This is a genomic window from Enterobacter cloacae complex sp. 2024EL-00214, from assembly GCF_043945575.1.
GTDB lineage: Bacteria > Pseudomonadota > Gammaproteobacteria > Enterobacterales > Enterobacteriaceae > Enterobacter > Enterobacter cloacae_P.
This window is the reverse complement of the sequence record NZ_JBIMRC010000016.1, coordinates 111,984-126,056: the sequence shown is the minus strand read 5'-3', so window position 1 is coordinate 126,056 and position 14,073 is coordinate 111,984. Positions and strand designations below refer to the sequence as shown.

General features: G+C 57.5%; 15 protein-coding genes. 6 read left to right on the top strand and 9 right to left on the bottom strand.

Annotation, left to right across the window (positions count from 1 at the left end; translation table 11 throughout):
- Positions 1-182: 182 nt before the first annotated feature.
- From hycI to hycA, 9 genes are all read right to left on the bottom strand, one after another.
- Positions 183-638 carry a hydrogenase maturation peptidase HycI gene (gene hycI, locus ACHHZ6_RS17630; protein ID WP_395122794.1) on the bottom strand — a complete coding sequence of 152 codons (456 nt, stop codon included), beginning with the start codon at positions 636-638 and terminating at the stop codon, positions 183-185.
- Positions 631-1,041 (bottom strand): formate hydrogenlyase maturation HycH family protein, encoded by a 411-nt coding sequence (locus tag ACHHZ6_RS17625; protein ID WP_182272437.1) that lies wholly within the window; start codon positions 1,039-1,041, stop codon positions 631-633. The genes hycI and ACHHZ6_RS17625 overlap by 8 nt, the downstream gene beginning before the upstream one ends.
- A complete protein-coding gene (locus ACHHZ6_RS17620; protein ID WP_182272438.1) occupies positions 1,038-1,805 on the bottom strand; it encodes an NADH-quinone oxidoreductase subunit B family protein in 768 nt (255 codons plus the stop codon). The genes ACHHZ6_RS17625 and ACHHZ6_RS17620 overlap by 4 nt, the downstream gene beginning before the upstream one ends.
- On the bottom strand, positions 1,805-2,347 hold the full coding sequence (locus ACHHZ6_RS17615) for a formate hydrogenlyase complex iron-sulfur subunit (protein ID WP_182918847.1): 543 nt from the start codon (positions 2,345-2,347) through the stop codon (positions 1,805-1,807). The genes ACHHZ6_RS17620 and ACHHZ6_RS17615 overlap by 1 nt, the downstream gene beginning before the upstream one ends.
- 9 nt (positions 2,348-2,356) lie before the next feature.
- Positions 2,357-4,066 (bottom strand): formate hydrogenlyase subunit HycE, encoded by a 1,710-nt coding sequence (gene hycE, locus ACHHZ6_RS17610; RefSeq protein WP_182918848.1) that lies wholly within the window; start codon positions 4,064-4,066, stop codon positions 2,357-2,359.
- 15 nt (positions 4,067-4,081) lie between these two features.
- Positions 4,082-5,005 carry a respiratory chain complex I subunit 1 family protein gene (locus tag ACHHZ6_RS17605; protein ID WP_395122793.1) on the bottom strand — a complete coding sequence of 308 codons (924 nt, stop codon included), beginning with the start codon at positions 5,003-5,005 and terminating at the stop codon, positions 4,082-4,084.
- A gap of 1 nt (position 5,006) precedes the next feature.
- Entirely contained in the window at positions 5,007-6,833 is a 1,827-nt protein-coding gene (gene hycC, locus ACHHZ6_RS17600) for a formate hydrogenlyase subunit 3 (RefSeq protein WP_182272442.1), read from the bottom strand.
- Positions 6,830-7,438 (bottom strand): 4Fe-4S dicluster domain-containing protein, encoded by a 609-nt coding sequence (locus tag ACHHZ6_RS17595; protein WP_182272443.1) that lies wholly within the window; start codon positions 7,436-7,438, stop codon positions 6,830-6,832. Before ACHHZ6_RS17595 ends, hycC begins: the two co-directional genes overlap by 4 nt.
- A gap of 70 nt (positions 7,439-7,508) precedes the next feature.
- Complete coding sequence (gene hycA / locus ACHHZ6_RS17590; RefSeq protein WP_182918851.1) at positions 7,509-7,973, bottom strand: formate hydrogenlyase regulator HycA; 465 nt, start codon at positions 7,971-7,973, stop codon at positions 7,509-7,511.
- A gap of 210 nt (positions 7,974-8,183) precedes the next feature.
- Here hycA and hypA point away from each other — a divergent pair, with 210 nt between their 5' ends.
- From hypA to flhA, 6 genes are all read left to right on the top strand, one after another.
- Positions 8,184-8,534: a hydrogenase maturation nickel metallochaperone HypA gene (hypA, locus tag ACHHZ6_RS17585; RefSeq protein ID WP_395122792.1), complete on the top strand. Its 351-nt coding sequence runs from the start codon at positions 8,184-8,186 to the stop codon at positions 8,532-8,534.
- A 3-nt stretch (positions 8,535-8,537) separates the two neighbouring features.
- Positions 8,538-9,401, top strand: coding sequence for a hydrogenase nickel incorporation protein HypB (gene hypB / locus ACHHZ6_RS17580; RefSeq protein ID WP_196390422.1), 864 nt, complete (start codon positions 8,538-8,540; stop codon positions 9,399-9,401).
- A complete protein-coding gene (locus ACHHZ6_RS17575) occupies positions 9,392-9,664 on the top strand; it encodes a HypC/HybG/HupF family hydrogenase formation chaperone (protein ID WP_182272447.1) in 273 nt (90 codons plus the stop codon). Before hypB ends, ACHHZ6_RS17575 begins: the two co-directional genes overlap by 10 nt.
- 3 nt (positions 9,665-9,667) lie before the next feature.
- Positions 9,668-10,789: a hydrogenase formation protein HypD gene (gene hypD / locus ACHHZ6_RS17570; RefSeq protein ID WP_182918853.1), complete on the top strand. Its 1,122-nt coding sequence runs from the start codon at positions 9,668-9,670 to the stop codon at positions 10,787-10,789.
- The gene (hypE, locus tag ACHHZ6_RS17565) at positions 10,786-11,796 is read left to right on the top strand and encodes a hydrogenase expression/formation protein HypE (RefSeq protein ID WP_182918854.1); all 1,011 of its coding nucleotides are present in this window, start codon (positions 10,786-10,788) and stop codon (positions 11,794-11,796) included. Before hypD ends, hypE begins: the two co-directional genes overlap by 4 nt.
- A 64-nt stretch (positions 11,797-11,860) precedes the next feature.
- A complete protein-coding gene (flhA, locus tag ACHHZ6_RS17560; protein WP_196390424.1) occupies positions 11,861-13,933 on the top strand; it encodes a formate hydrogenlyase transcriptional activator FlhA in 2,073 nt (690 codons plus the stop codon).
- Positions 13,934-14,073 lie beyond the last annotated feature (140 nt).

Sequence of the window (14,073 nt, the reverse complement as noted above, 5' to 3'; positions counted from 1 at the left end):
TCAAGGACCAGCTCAGCGCACTCGCGTTTAAACTCTGGGGTAAATCGGCGTGAATTCATTTTTTGCACCTCATCAGTTATTTAATTTATAACCTCTGAACGTGTCTAAAACTATTAAACCACTTCAGGAGAGGGAGAAGGATTTTGTAGGCCGGGTAAGGCGAAGCCGCCACCCGGCATTATTCAGAGCCGGGCGAATCCCCCCTCCCCAACCCACGCTCCCAGCCTGGAATACACCACTTCCACCGCCTCTTTCACTGGCGGTGTCATCGGGTAATAAAACCCCACGATGTCCGGCTGAATACCCAAAAACAGCACTTCACCCACGTCGTCCTTGAGCTGATCCACCAGGTAGTTCAGCGGCATGTTGTGGGTCGTCATCATAAACATCTCAGCGATATCGTCCGGATCGATCAGACGAATTTCACCAGGGTTTAGCCCCATATCGGTGGCATCGACAATCAGTAGCCTGTCCGGGTACCGTTCGCGAATGGCTACCACGTCGTTTTCCGGGGCACTGCCGCCGTCGATAACCACCCAGTTCCCCTGCGGGTTTGTGGCACACATTTCGGCGAGCAGCGGACCTGCTCCGTCGTCGCCCATCATGCTGTTGCCAACACACAGTAAAACGTCAGTCACGTAATCTCCTCACCATCAGGTAGATGGCGCTCTCCTGATGAATATCATGCAGCATGCTGAGCAACGTTTTGCTCCACGCCTGCTGCTCTGGCGTCTGCATACTGAGCGCAGCATCGAACGCGTTAGCGAGCATTGAAATATGGTTGGCGTCGATAACGATCTCACCGTACTTCGGTACCCCCTCCATTTTGCGCCGCGCCGTACTGCCCTCTTCCAGAGTGGCTATCCAGGCCAGATATTCCGGCCACGGACAGCTTAATGCCGTCTCCAGGCAGTCAATCACCCCGAGGTGATGCCCAATCGCCAGGCTGTAATAGACCACCTGCTGCGCCGCATCCGGCGTGGCATCGTTCTCATCAATAAACTTACGGCTCAGCTGACTGAACACCACCGTTTCACTCATCGGATACGCGCCTCATTAACCACCTGATCCAGGTTCGCCACTATTTCATTGAGACGCGGGTCGTTTTCCGCTTCCAGCCAGCGCGCCACCTGGTGTTCGCCCTGGCTTAGCAGACGCAGATAGTCATCAGCAATCTGACGGCCATAGCGATACCCCGCCAGTTTGCGTGCCATGCGGTCAACCTTCACGCGCAGCGGCTGCACCATATCCGGGTGCAGAATCGCGGCAGGCTGGTTGTCGAGCTCGCCCGGTTCACGGGCGTGGATTTTCTGCTCCAGCAGGCCCAGCGCCATTGCAAAACCGTACAGCGTCGCGGCAGGCGTTGGCGGGCAGCCCGGGATATAGACATCCACCGGCACGATTTTGTCGGTGCCACCCCACACGCAGTAGAGGTCGTGGAAAATGCCACCGCTGTTACCGCAGGCTCCATAAGAGATACAGATTTTGGGATCGGGCGCGGACTGCCACGCGCGCAGCGCAGGCGAGCGCATAGCGCGGGTGACAGCACCGGTAAACAGCAAAATGTCCGCATGACGCGGCGATGGCACCACTTTGATGCCAAAGCGTTCAGCATCAAACAACGGTGACAGTGTGGCGAAAATCTCGATCTCACACCCGTTGCATCCGCCACAGTCCACGCGATAGACGTAGGCCGAGCGTTTGATTTTTTTCAACAGCGACGCCTTCATACTGGCGATGGATTCGTCCACCGTCATCGGCACCGGAATGCCGTTGTCATCGCGTGGGCCCAGTAGGTTTTCCATCAGCTGGCCTCTCTCATATGGCGGGTTATATCAATACGGTCAGACGGCAGCAGGCACTTCTGACGTTTGCACTCCGGGCAGGTTTCAAAGCTTTCGCGATGGTGTTCCGCGCGGACATCACCGTTGTGTTTTAGCAGTGCAATGGCGTAGTCGATCTCTTTTTGCACGGCAAACGGACGTTTGCAGACGCGGCAGTTGCACAGGTCAAAGCGTGACTGCTGCAGGAAATCCTCTTTCTTCCACACCGCCAGCTCGTACTCCTGCGAAAGGCGGATCGCCACCGTCGGGCAAACCTCCTCGCAGCGGCCACAGAAGATGCAACGCCCGAGGTTGAACTGCCAGGCCAGCTCACCGGTTTTCAGGTCAGTTTCCACCGTCAGGGCGTTCGACGGGCAGGCATTGACACAGGCCGCGCAGCCGATGCACTGCTGGGGGTTGTGCTCCGGTTTGCCACGAAAGTTTTTATCGACCGGCATCGGCTCCAGTGGATAGTTGCTGGTCTGGGTGCCAGTTTTGATCACTTTTTTGATAAAGGTAAACATGACGAGTCCTTATTTCAGCGGCGAGTTTTTACGCTCGATGCTGTAGCGTTCAAGCTCTTTGTACGGCACCACCTGACTTTTCTTCTTACGCACGTCCACCACCGTCATACGGTCGGTGCAGGAGTAGCACGGATCAAGGCTGCCAATGATCAGCGGCGCATCAGACACCGTGTTGCCGCGCAGCATGTAGCGCAGGGTTGGCCAGTTGGCGTAGGTGGCCGCACGGCAGCGCCAGCGGTAGAGCTTCTGGTTGTCGCCGGTCATGCTCCAGTGAATGTCGTCTCCGCGTGGCGCTTCGGCAAAACCGAGCGCAAAGCGGTTTGGAATGTAGGTGAAGCCTTCCACCATCAGCGGGCCGCCCGGCAGGTTATCCAGCCCGAAGTCGATCATATTCAGCGCGGTGAAGACTTCGTTGATACGCACTTTCAGGCGTGAGATCACGTCGCAACCTTGCTCGCTGTGTACTGTCATCGGCAGCAAGCCATAGCCGACAAACGGGTGGTCGGCACGGGTGTCGCGGGCGTGGCCGCTGGCGCGCACCATCGGGCCGACGTTGCTGAAGTCGCGGGCAATCTCAGGATCGAGGCGGCCAATACCGACGGTACGCTGCTCAATGTTTGGCGTGCTGAGCAGCATATCGACCAGCTCCTGCACGTCGCGACGCATCTGCTGCGCAAGCTGACGGGTCTTGATCATGTCGTCTTTCAGCAGATCGCGGCGGATCCCGCCAATCAGGTTCAGACCGTAGGTTTTACGCGCCCCGGTGAGGATTTCCGCCATTTTCATCGATGCTTCACGCACGCGGAAGAACTGCATAAAACCGGAGTCAAAGCCGACGAAGTGGCAGGCCAGCCCGAGGTTGAGCAGATGCGAGTGCAGACGTTCAACTTCCAGCAGAATGGCGCGGATCATCTGTGCTCGCTCCGGCACCACGATCCCCATTCCGTTTTCCACCGAGGTGGTGTAGGCCGTGCTGTGGGCAAAGCCGCAAATACCGCACACGCGGTCGGAGAGGAATGTCACTTCGTTATAACCCATGCGGGTTTCTGCCAGTTTTTCCATGCCACGATGGACGTAGAACAAGCGGTAGTCGGCGTCGATAATGTTCTCGCCATCAACAAACAGGCGGAAGTGACCCGGTTCATCGGAAGTGACGTGCAGCGGGCCGATTGGCACCACATTGTTCTTTTTACTTCCCAGCTCGTTGATGAACTCGTAGGTTTCACTGTCGGTGGTCGGTGCCGGACGCTGGCGGTAGTCCATGCTGTCTTTACGCAGCGGATAAAGTTCGTCCGGCCAGTCATCCGGCAGCACCAGACGGCGCTCATCCGGCAGGCCGACCGGCACCAGGCCGTACATATCACGCACTTCACGTTCGCCCCAGACGGCAGCCGGTACGCGCGGCGTTACGGATGGATACTCCGGTTTATTCGGGTCAACTTCGATACGCACGGTGAGCCAGCACTTCTCGCCCTGCTCCATCGACATCACGTAGTAGACCGCATAGTTCCCGCACAGCTGACGCTCGTCGTTACCAAACAGCACCGACAGCCATCCACCCTGCTGGTAGTAAAGAAACTCCACCACTTCCGGCAGGTAGTTCACCTTCACGGTGATGGTTACCTGGTCTTTGGTTTGCCAGCCTTCGTCCAGCACCACGCCCGGGAAAGCCTGATGCAACGCGGCGAGATACTGCTGACCTTTCTTTTCTTCAGACATAAAAACTCTCTTCAATCACGCCACCAGAAAGGAGACGAACGCTAAAAATGCAAAACCAAAACCAGCCCAGGTGATGCGCGATGTTGCGACAAAACGCAGGCGTGCCATGCTGTTTTCAAACAGCGCAATCACCAGCACGCCAACCAGCAGCTTGAGTGCGGCAACGATAGCGGCCAGTACCAGACCACCAACGGAAAAGTGCGTCATCTGCCCCCACGGGAAGAAGACACCCACAAACATCTGCAACACCACCAGCTGTTTGAGGCTGATCCCCCACTTGAGCACCGCAAAACCGTAACCGCTGTATTCGGTCAGCGGCCCTTCCTGTAGCTCCTGCTCCGCTTCGGCGAGGTCAAACGGCAATTTGCCCATCTCAATAAAGGTGGCAAACGCACAGGCACACAAGGCCAGAACCAGCGGAATGGAGCGGGCCACAGGCCAGTGGTAGACGGTGTCGGTGATAAAGCTGATATGGGTTGACCCCGCCACCTGCGCGGCGACCCACAGCCCCAGCAGCAGGATCGGCTCAACCAGCACACCCAACATCGCCTCGCGGCTGGCACCGATGCCGGTAAACGGGCTACCGGTGTCCAGGCCTGCAATCGCAAAGAAGAAACGGGCGATGGCGAAGAGGTAGATAAGCGTGATCAGATCGCCCAGCACCGGCAGTGGAGAACCGACCGTCACCACCGGCAGCGCGGTGGCGATGGTCAGCATCACGCCCACCATCACAAACGGCGTCAGGCGGAAGACCCAGCCTGCGGCATCCGGTGCAACGCTCTGACGCGTGAACAATTTGAAGAGATCGCGGTACTCCTGCAGCACGCCAGGCCCACGACGGTTGTGCATCCGGGCGCGCGCCACGCGGCTCACCCCGGAAAGCAATGGCGCAACGGCGAATAACACCAGCGCCTGAAGTAATGCCAGTAACAGACTCATGTCAGGCTCCTCGCGAAATCACAATCACCACCAGCACCGCCAGCTCAATAACGGCCAGGCGGCGGAACAATGCAGGTGCAGCGGCACTCTGCCAGCCCGGAACCCAACCTACCGGGTTCAGCCAGTGGCGCAGTTTCAGCACGGTGGAGAAGTTCTCTTTTACTGGCATGGCAAAACCGTGCGCCGTGATGACCATAGATTGTTCATGCTCATAGCCGCAGGCCCATGCAGTACCGCGCGAGCGGGAAGCGAGTCGGTCACGTTTGAAGAACAGCATCAGGACAAACGGCAGCAGCGGTGCGGCAATCAGCAGCAGCGCAATCATCGGCTGGGAAACGGTGGTATGTGCCGTGGTCAACGGCAGTGGAACCGCATTCCCCAGCAATGGCAGCAGCCACGGTGCAGCGATCCCCCCCGCAATGCAGCACAGCGCCAGCGCGACCACGCTTGTCGCCATCAGTACCGGCGCACAGCAGGCGTTTTCAGCTTCACGCGTGCGCGGCGCACCGAGGAAAGTCACGCCGTAGACTTTTGCCATACACATCACCGCCAGCGCCCCGGTAATCGCCAGGCCCGCTGCCAGCAGTGGCCCTGACAGGCGCGCAATAAATACGTCGCTCTGGCCGAGCGCGAAGAAGGACTGGTAAATCACCCACTCACCGGCAAAGCCGTTCAGCGGCGGCAGTGCGGCCATCGCCATCAGCCCCACCAGCATCGCAAGTGAAATCACAGGCATTTTTTTGCCGATACCGCCGAGTTTTTCGATATCACGGTGACCCGTGCGGAACCAGACGCTGCCAGCACCGAGGAACAGCGTGCTTTTAAACAGGCTGTGGTTGACGAGATGATACAAGCCGCCGATAAACCCGGCCGCAACCAGCGCCGGTTGATTGAGCGCCAGCCCGGTCACTCCCGCGCCAAGACCCAGCAGGATAATGCCGATATTTTCCAGGGTGTGATACGCCAGCAGACGCTGGATGTTGTGCTCCATCAGCGCGTACAGACCGCCGACAAACGCCGTGACCATGCCAGCGACCAGCAGCACCACGCCCCACCACAGCGGCGGTTGCCCCCCCGTCAGCGACAGCGCCAGAATGCCGAATAGCCCCACCTTCATGACAACCGTCGAGAAGAGTGCGGCCGCCGGCGCAGAGGCATTCGCATGCGCCTGCGGCACCCAGCCGTGCAGCGGAATGATCCCGGCCAGCAAGCCAAAACCCACCACGCCCGTCAGCCAGATATCCGCCCCAAACGGCAGCACCTGCGTGCGTTCATTCAGCAGGGAAAAATCCAGCGTGCCGTAACGGCTCCACACCAGCCAGCAGGTGAGCGCCAGCAGCAGCGTGCCGAGGCGACCCAGCGCAAACCACAGTTTGCCGGACGTGCTACAGCCGGTCAGGAACACGCCGCACAGCGCCATGATTTCTGCCATTACCACCAGCGCGCCGAGGTTACTGGCGGTTACGGTACAGACCGCCGTCGCCATCAGCAGGTTAACCAGCAGACCGTTTGCTTTGGTATTGTGATGGCGGTGCCAGTCGATATTGAACAGGCTGATAAACACGCCGCAGAGGCCAAACGTTACCAGCCAGATAGCATTCAGCGGTGTAAGCTGAATGCTGTGGTGGATAAGCGGCATCACCGCTTCTGCGGATTGCCCGCCAGACAACATCACTCCACCGGCAGCCAGTGTCATCAGGCTGCCAACTGCCCCGCCAATGCCCGCAATCCAGCCGCTCAGGGTTTTATGAAAAGAGAAGACCAGCGCCAGAATAGCGGTGGCAGCAAAGTACGCCACCGCACTGTTAATCATCGTCATCGCGTTCATTTCGCCCCCTCGTTAAGCGCCTGAAGCAGAGAAAGATCGCCAAAATCAGTATCGATGGTCAGCTCGCGTTTACGCTTGCTGGTGCGGGCGATATCGCGAATATTGACCAGAATCAGCGCCTTAGTTGGGCAGGTGCGTACGCAGGCCGGGCCTTGCTCATCAAAACTGCACAGGTCACATTTCACCGCCACAGCACGCACGCCAGGTACCCAGTCCAGCAGCGTGCTCACGCGCGCCGGAGCCGGTGGCGCAGGTGGCGCTTTCGGCGAATTCGTATTGGCCGGAATATGCAGCGGACGGCTACCGGAAAATTCAATGGCCCCGAACGGGCAGGCAATGCCGCACAGCTTGCAGCTCACGCACAGGCTTTCGTTCAGTTGTACAGCGCCATCAACACGGGTGATGGCATTAACAGGGCAGACAGCCGCGCACGGCGCATCCTCACAGTGATGGCAGAGCTGCGGGGCAGACTCTTTTTCATTACGCATAACGTGCAGGCGCGGCATGGACTGTAGCCCGTGCTGGCGGTGGGTTTCCGAACACGCCGCCTCACAGGTTCGACAGCCAATACAGACCGTCGAGTCAGCTATTACAAAACGGTTCACCGGGTCATCCTCTGGTGATAGTCATTTTTGACGAAAAACTGTCTTATCGACACTTATCGACACTCACAGGTCAGGCCACATTCGCCGATGTTTTTGTATCCATCAGCTGCTTCAGGTTGACCGGGAGATCGTGTTCAACGGCGGTGTACAGACCGTTATAAACTGGCGCGATTTTTTCCAGATAATGCTCCAGCACCTGCTGACGATCGCGGTTGCTGACATGACCATCCACCATGCCATCAGCCATCAGCTGCGCCTTCGCAATACACTCTCTGTCACCCTCTTTCGTCTCGACGTAGTACTCGATGGTGTGGCTGTTGAAGGTGTCTGCCAGCGTGACGTAAATCGTAAAGTGGCCGAAGAGGACAAAGCGCATATCACCCTGTGCTGCACAGCTCATGGCGTGGTGAAGACGGGCTTTCGACAGGGTGATGCCCTGAATCAGAGAGTTGCAGTAAAGGTGCCACTGCTCCTGTAACTGCTGATGGCGCTGCGCGATGTAATCCGCTTTTTCGCTGATTTCCCAAATAGTCATAAAAGGTATCCGGTTAGTGGAGATTGCGGCTATTAAGCAGATTCCGTGCCAGTTTTTAATGCATTGATTTTTAATGAATTTAAGTAACCATCCGCTGTCACTTCAGCGGTGTCGACGTGTCATTTCGACAGCGTTGACATCGTCACGCCTTAACAAAAATCAAGCTGGCACTGTTATTGCATTACCGGGGCAATTCATTAAGGAGGCGTCATGCACGAAATCACCCTCTGCCAGCGAGCGCTGGAGCTCATCGAACAGCAGGCAGTGCAGCACAACGCAAAACGCGTGACCGGTGTCTGGCTGAAAATCGGGGCATTTTCCTGTGTCGAAACCAGCGCCCTCACCTTCTGTTTTGAGCTGGTGTGTCGCGACACACTGGCGGAAGACTGTGAACTTCACATTGAAGAACAGCAGGCAGAGTGCTGGTGCGAGCAGTGCCAGCAGTACGTCACCCTGTTGTCATCAAAAGTCCGGAGCTGCCCGCAGTGCCAGAGCACCGGGCTGCGCATCGTGGCGGATGACGGCATGCAGATCCAACGCCTCGAAATCGAGAGGGAGTAAATTATGTGTAGTACCTGCGGTTGTGCTGAAGGCAACCTGTATATAGAAGGGGATGAACACCGTCCTCACTCTGCGTTTCGCTCCGCGCCCTTTTCCCCTGCGGCTCGTCCCGCATCGGTGATAACCGGTATCACCTTTGCCCCTCAACAATCCGGTGCGGGCGATTTGCATTATGGCCACGGCGAAGCGGGCACGCATGCACCGGGCATCAGCCAGCGTCAGATGCTGGAAGTCGAAATCAACGTACTCGACAAAAATAACCAGCTCGCGGCCCGTAACCGCGCCCGCTTTGCCACGCGTAAGCAGCTGGTACTGAACCTGGTGTCCAGCCCCGGCTCCGGCAAAACCACGCTACTCACGGAAACGCTCAAACGCCTGAACGGAAGTGTCTCCTGTGCGGTGATTGAAGGCGATCAGCAAACCGTAAACGACGCCGCGCGCATTCGCGAAACCGGCACGCCGGCCATTCAGGTTAACACCGGTAAAGGTTGCCACCTGGATGCGCAGATGATTGCCGATGCCGCGCCGCGTCTGCCGCTGACAGATAACGGCATCCTGTTTATTGAGAACGTGGGCAACCTGGTTTGTCCGGCAAGCTTCGATCTCGGTGAACGGCATAAAGTGGCGGTGCTCTCCGTAACCGAAGGGGAGGACAAGCCGCTGAAGTACCCGCACATGTTCGCCGCCGCCTCGCTGATGCTGCTGAACAAAGTGGATTTGCTGCCGTACCTGAACTTCGACGTGGACAAATGTCTGGCGTACGCCCGTGAAGTGAACCCGGATATTACGATCCTGCTGGTGTCCGCCACGCGCGGTGACGGCATGGACGCCTGGCTGAACTGGCTGGAGAGTGAACGATGTGCATAGGCGTCCCGGGACAAATTCACTCCATTGACGGAAATCAGGCCAAAGTTGAGGTTTGTGGCATTTTGCGCGACGTCGACCTGACGCTGGTGGGCAGCACCGATGAAACCGGTGAATCACGCCTTGGTCAGTGGGTACTGGTACACGTGGGGTTTGCCATGAGCGTGATAAATGAAGCGGAAGCCCGCGACACGCTGGATGCCCTGCAAAACATGTTTGACGTTGAGCCTGACGTCGGCGCACTGCTGTACGGCGAGGAGCAATAACCCATGCGTTACGTTGATGAATATCGCGCCCCCGAGCAGGTAATGCAGCTTATCGGGCATCTGAAAACGAGAGCTGCACTGCTGAACTACAGCGCTGAAAAGCCGTTACGGATTATGGAGGTGTGTGGCGGGCACACGCATGCGATCTTTAAATTTGGCCTCGACCAGCTTCTGCCGGAAAACATCGAGTTTATCCACGGCCCCGGCTGTCCGGTCTGCGTTCTGCCAATGGGACGCATCGACAGCTGTATCGAAATTGCCAGCCAGCCTGACGTCATTTTCTGCACGTTTGGCGATGCGATGCGCGTGCCTGGAAAAAATGGCTCACTGCTACAGGCTAAAGCCCGTGGTGCGGATATCCGGATCGTTTACTCGCCGATGGATGCCCTGACGCTGGCAACCGATAACCCTGAGCGTAAAGTCGTCTTTTTCGGGCTGGGTTTTGAGACCACGATGCCCGCCACGGCAATCACACTGCAGCAGGCTAAAACCCGCAACGTCGATAACTTTTTCTTTTTCTGCCAGCACATTACGCTCATCCCGACGTTACGCAGCCTGCTGGAAGAGCCGGGAAACGGCATTGACGCATTTCTGGCACCGGGCCACGTCAGCATGGTTATCGGGACAGAAGCCTACGGTTTTATCGCTGAGCAGTACAATCGCCCGTTAGTGGTCGCTGGTTTCGAGCCACTTGATCTACTGCAAGGCGTAACCATGCTGGTTGAGCAGAAAATAACAGCCCTGAGTGCAGTGGAAAACCAGTACCGCCGCGTGGTGCCCGATGCCGGTAATGAACGAGCCCAGCGTGCCATTGCGGAAGTGTTTAGCGTTGAAGGCGACAGCGAATGGCGTGGGCTGGGGCTGATTGCCGAATCAGGCGTGCGCCTGACGCCTGCGTATCACGCATTCGATGCCGAAGCACATTTCCGCCCGCGGCCACAACAGGTTTGCGACGATCCCCGCGCCCGCTGCGGCGAGGTGCTTACCGGAAAATGCAAACCCCATCAATGCCCGTTATTTGGCAACACCTGTAACCCGCACACCGCCTTTGGCGCGCTGATGGTCTCCTCCGAAGGGGCATGTGCCGCGTGGTATCAGTATCGCAATCAGGAGTGTGAAGCATGAATACGGTTGAAATGGCGCACGGCAGCGGCGGCCAGGCGATGCAACAGCTGATTAACCGGCTATTTATGGAAGCCTTTAACAACCCCTGGCTGGCCGAGCAGGAAGACCAGGCACGTATTGCCCTCTCGACCCTCACCGCGCAGGGTGACAGGCTGGCATTTTCCACTGACAGCTACGTGATCGACCCGCTGTTCTTTCCTGGAGGCGATATCGGCAAGCTGGCTGTCTGCGGTACCGCGAACGATGTTGCCGTCAGCGGTGCAATCCCGCGCTACCTCTCCTGCGGGTTTATCCTCGAAGAGGGGTTGCCGATGGAAACGCTCACTACCGTAGTCAACAGCATGGCGCATACTGCACGCGAGGCGGGTATCGCCATCGTCACCGGCGATACCAAAGTGGTACAGCGCGGTGCGGCAGATAAACTGTTCATCAATACTGCCGGAATGGGGGCTATCCCTGCGGAGATCCACTGGGGTGCTCAGCAGCTTGCCGTGGGCGATGTGTTGTTAGTCAGCGGCACGCTGGGTTGCCACGGCGCAACCATACTGAACCTGCGCGAAGGTCTGGGGCTGGATGGCGAGTTACGCAGCGACTGCGCCGTACTCACCCCGCTTATCCAGACGCTGCGTTCCATTCCGGGCGTGAAAGCCCTGCGCGATGCCACACGCGGTGGTGTCAATGCGGTGGTGCACGAATTCGCCGCAAGCTGCGGCTGCGGAATTGAACTGACTGAACGCGGTCTGCCCGTCAAACCCGCCGTTCGTGGGCTTTGCGAGCTGCTGGGTCTCGATCCGCTAAACTTTGCGAACGAAGGTAAGCTGGTGATTGGCGTTGAACGCGCAGCGGCCGATGCGGTGCTGGAACAGCTGCGGGCACATCCCTTAGGGAAAGAGGCCGCGATCGTTGGCGAAGTGGTTGAGCGCAAAGGGGTGCGCCTGGCCGGACTTTATGGTGTGAAGCGTACGCTGGATCTCCCGCACGCGGAACCCCTACCCCGAATTTGCTAGAACCGCGGCAAAAGCGGTCAGCACTGAATTTATCTATATTTGCCCGTTTCTACTGGAAAGCACTATGCCGTATACACCGATGAGCAATCTTGGACAGCAAGGCCTGTTTGACATCACGCGCACACTTTTGCAGCAGCCCGACCTCGGCTCGCTGAGCGATGCCCTGACGCGGCTGGTCAGACAATCTGCGCTGGCGGACAGCGCCGCCATTGTGCTCTGGCATAGCGGGAGCCATCGCGCGAGCTATTACTCCACACGAGATAGCGGCAAAATCTTTGAATATGAAGATGAAACTTTCCTGGCACATGGCCCTGTCCGGCGCATTCTTTCCCGCCCGGAAGCCCTGCACTGCAACTTTGATGAATTCCGACAAGCCTGGCCGATGCTGGCAGAGAGCCATTTATATCCGCCATTCGGGCACTACTGCCTGCTGCCGCTGGCCGTGGAAGGCCATATTTTCGGTGGCTGCGAGTTTATTCGCAATACCGACCAGTCGTGGAGCGAGGCGGAATATGAGCGTCTGCACACCTTTACCCAGATAGTGGCCGTCGTTGCAGAGCAGATCCAAAGCCGCGTCAGTAACAATGTGGACTACGACCTGCTGAGCCGCGAGCGTGACAACTTCCGCATTCTGGTGGCGATCACTAACGCCGTGCTGTCACGGCTCGACATGGATGAACTGGTCAGCGAAGTCTCGAAAGAGATCCACCACTATTTCAAAATCGATGCCATCAGCATTGCGCTCCGGGGCCATCGTAAGGGCAAACTGAATATTTACTCCACGCACTATCTTGATGAGGCAAACCCGGCTCACGAGCAGAGCGAAGTGGATGAAGCAGGCACCCTTTCTGAACGGGTGTTCAAAAGCAAAGAGATCCTGCTGCTCAATCTCAATGAACAGGATGCACAGGCCCCCTACGAGCGGATGCTGTTTAACATCTGGGGCAATAACATCCAGACGCTGTGTCTGCTCCCCCTGATGTCCGGCAACACCATGCTGGGCGTCCTGAAGCTGGCGCAGTGTGAGGAAGGCGTTTTTACTACCGCCAACCTGAAGCTGCTGCGCCAGATCGCCGAGCGTATTTCCATCGCGCTGGATAACGCGCTGGCCTATCAGGAAATCCACCGTCTGAAAGAACGGCTGGTGGATGAAAACCTGGCGCTGACCGAGCAGCTCAACAACGTTGACAGCGAGTTTGGTGAGATTATCGGGCGTAGCGAAGCGATGTACAGCGTACTCAAGCAGGTTGAGATGGTGGCACAAAGCGACAGTACGGTGCTTATCCTGGGTGAAACGGGCACGGGTAAAGAGCTGATTGCCCGCGCGATCCACAATTTAAGTAACCGCAACAGCCGTCGCATGGTGAAGATGAACTGCGCCGCCATGCCTGCAGGTTTGCTGGAAAGCGATCTCTTCGGCCATGAACGCGGTGCCTTTACCGGTGCCAGTAGCCAGCGTCTGGGCCGTTTTGAGCTGGCGGATAAAAGCTCGCTGTTTCTGGATGAAGTGGGCGATATGCCGCTGGAGCTGCAGCCAAAACTGCTTCGCGTCCTGCAGGAGCAGGAGTTTGAACGCCTCGGCAGCAACAAACTGATTCAGACAGACGTGCGATTGATTGCCGCCACCAACCGCGACCTGAAAAAAATGGTCGCCGACCGCGAGTTTCGAAGCGATCTCTATTATCGCCTGAACGTCTTCCCGATTTGCCTGCCGCCGCTGCGCGAACGCCCGGAAGATATCCCCCTGCTGGTCAAAGCCTTTACGGCTAAAATTGCGCGCCGGATGGGGCGAAACATCGACAGCATTCCCGCCGAGACGTTGCGTACCCTCTCGTTGATGGAGTGGCCCGGCAACGTGCGCGAACTGGAAAACGTCATTGAACGCGCGGTACTGCTGACGCGCGGCAGCGTATTGCAACTGTCGCTGCCGGAAGTCTCTCTGCCGGAAACCTCCGTGATAGCAACCGACGTGGCACAGGACGGTGAAAACGAATGCCAGCTGATTATGCGCGTGCTGAAAGAGACGAACGGTGTGGTTGCCGGACCAAAAGGCGCGGCACAGCGGCTGGGGCTGAAACGCACCACGCTGTTGTCTCGCATGAAGCGTCTGGGAATTGATAAAGAGAGCCTGGTTTAACGTCTGATACAGGGCGGCAGCATGCGCACCGCCCTTCGCTCCCCCCGTGTTATCTCCGTGAAGTGGCCTTCATTGACACAAAATCTTTTCCTCTGTATAAAATCCCGCCTTAATAATGAGTTTCATTTACATTAAAAATA

Coding starts and splice junctions, on each gene's coding strand:
- hycE (WP_182918848.1), bottom strand. CDS start 4,066: ATGTCTGAAGAAAAGAAAGGTCAGCAGTATCTCGCCGCGTTGCATCAG.
- ACHHZ6_RS17620 (WP_182272438.1), bottom strand. CDS start 1,805: ATGGAAAACCTACTGGGCCCACGCGATGACAACGGCATTCCGGTGCCG.
- ACHHZ6_RS17575 (WP_182272447.1), top strand. CDS start 9,392: ATGTGCATAGGCGTCCCGGGACAAATTCACTCCATTGACGGAAATCAG.
- hypA (WP_395122792.1), top strand. CDS start 8,184: ATGCACGAAATCACCCTCTGCCAGCGAGCGCTGGAGCTCATCGAACAG.
- hycA (WP_182918851.1), bottom strand. CDS start 7,973: ATGACTATTTGGGAAATCAGCGAAAAAGCGGATTACATCGCGCAGCGC.
- hypE (WP_182918854.1), top strand. CDS start 10,786: ATGAATACGGTTGAAATGGCGCACGGCAGCGGCGGCCAGGCGATGCAA.
- hycC (WP_182272442.1), bottom strand. CDS start 6,833: ATGAACGCGATGACGATGATTAACAGTGCGGTGGCGTACTTTGCTGCC.
- hypB (WP_196390422.1), top strand. CDS start 8,538: ATGTGTAGTACCTGCGGTTGTGCTGAAGGCAACCTGTATATAGAAGGG.
- flhA (WP_196390424.1), top strand. CDS start 11,861: ATGCCGTATACACCGATGAGCAATCTTGGACAGCAAGGCCTGTTTGAC.
- hypD (WP_182918853.1), top strand. CDS start 9,668: ATGCGTTACGTTGATGAATATCGCGCCCCCGAGCAGGTAATGCAGCTT.
- ACHHZ6_RS17625 (WP_182272437.1), bottom strand. CDS start 1,041: ATGAGTGAAACGGTGGTGTTCAGTCAGCTGAGCCGTAAGTTTATTGAT.
- ACHHZ6_RS17615 (WP_182918847.1), bottom strand. CDS start 2,347: ATGTTTACCTTTATCAAAAAAGTGATCAAAACTGGCACCCAGACCAGC.
- ACHHZ6_RS17605 (WP_395122793.1), bottom strand. CDS start 5,005: ATGAGTCTGTTACTGGCATTACTTCAGGCGCTGGTGTTATTCGCCGTT.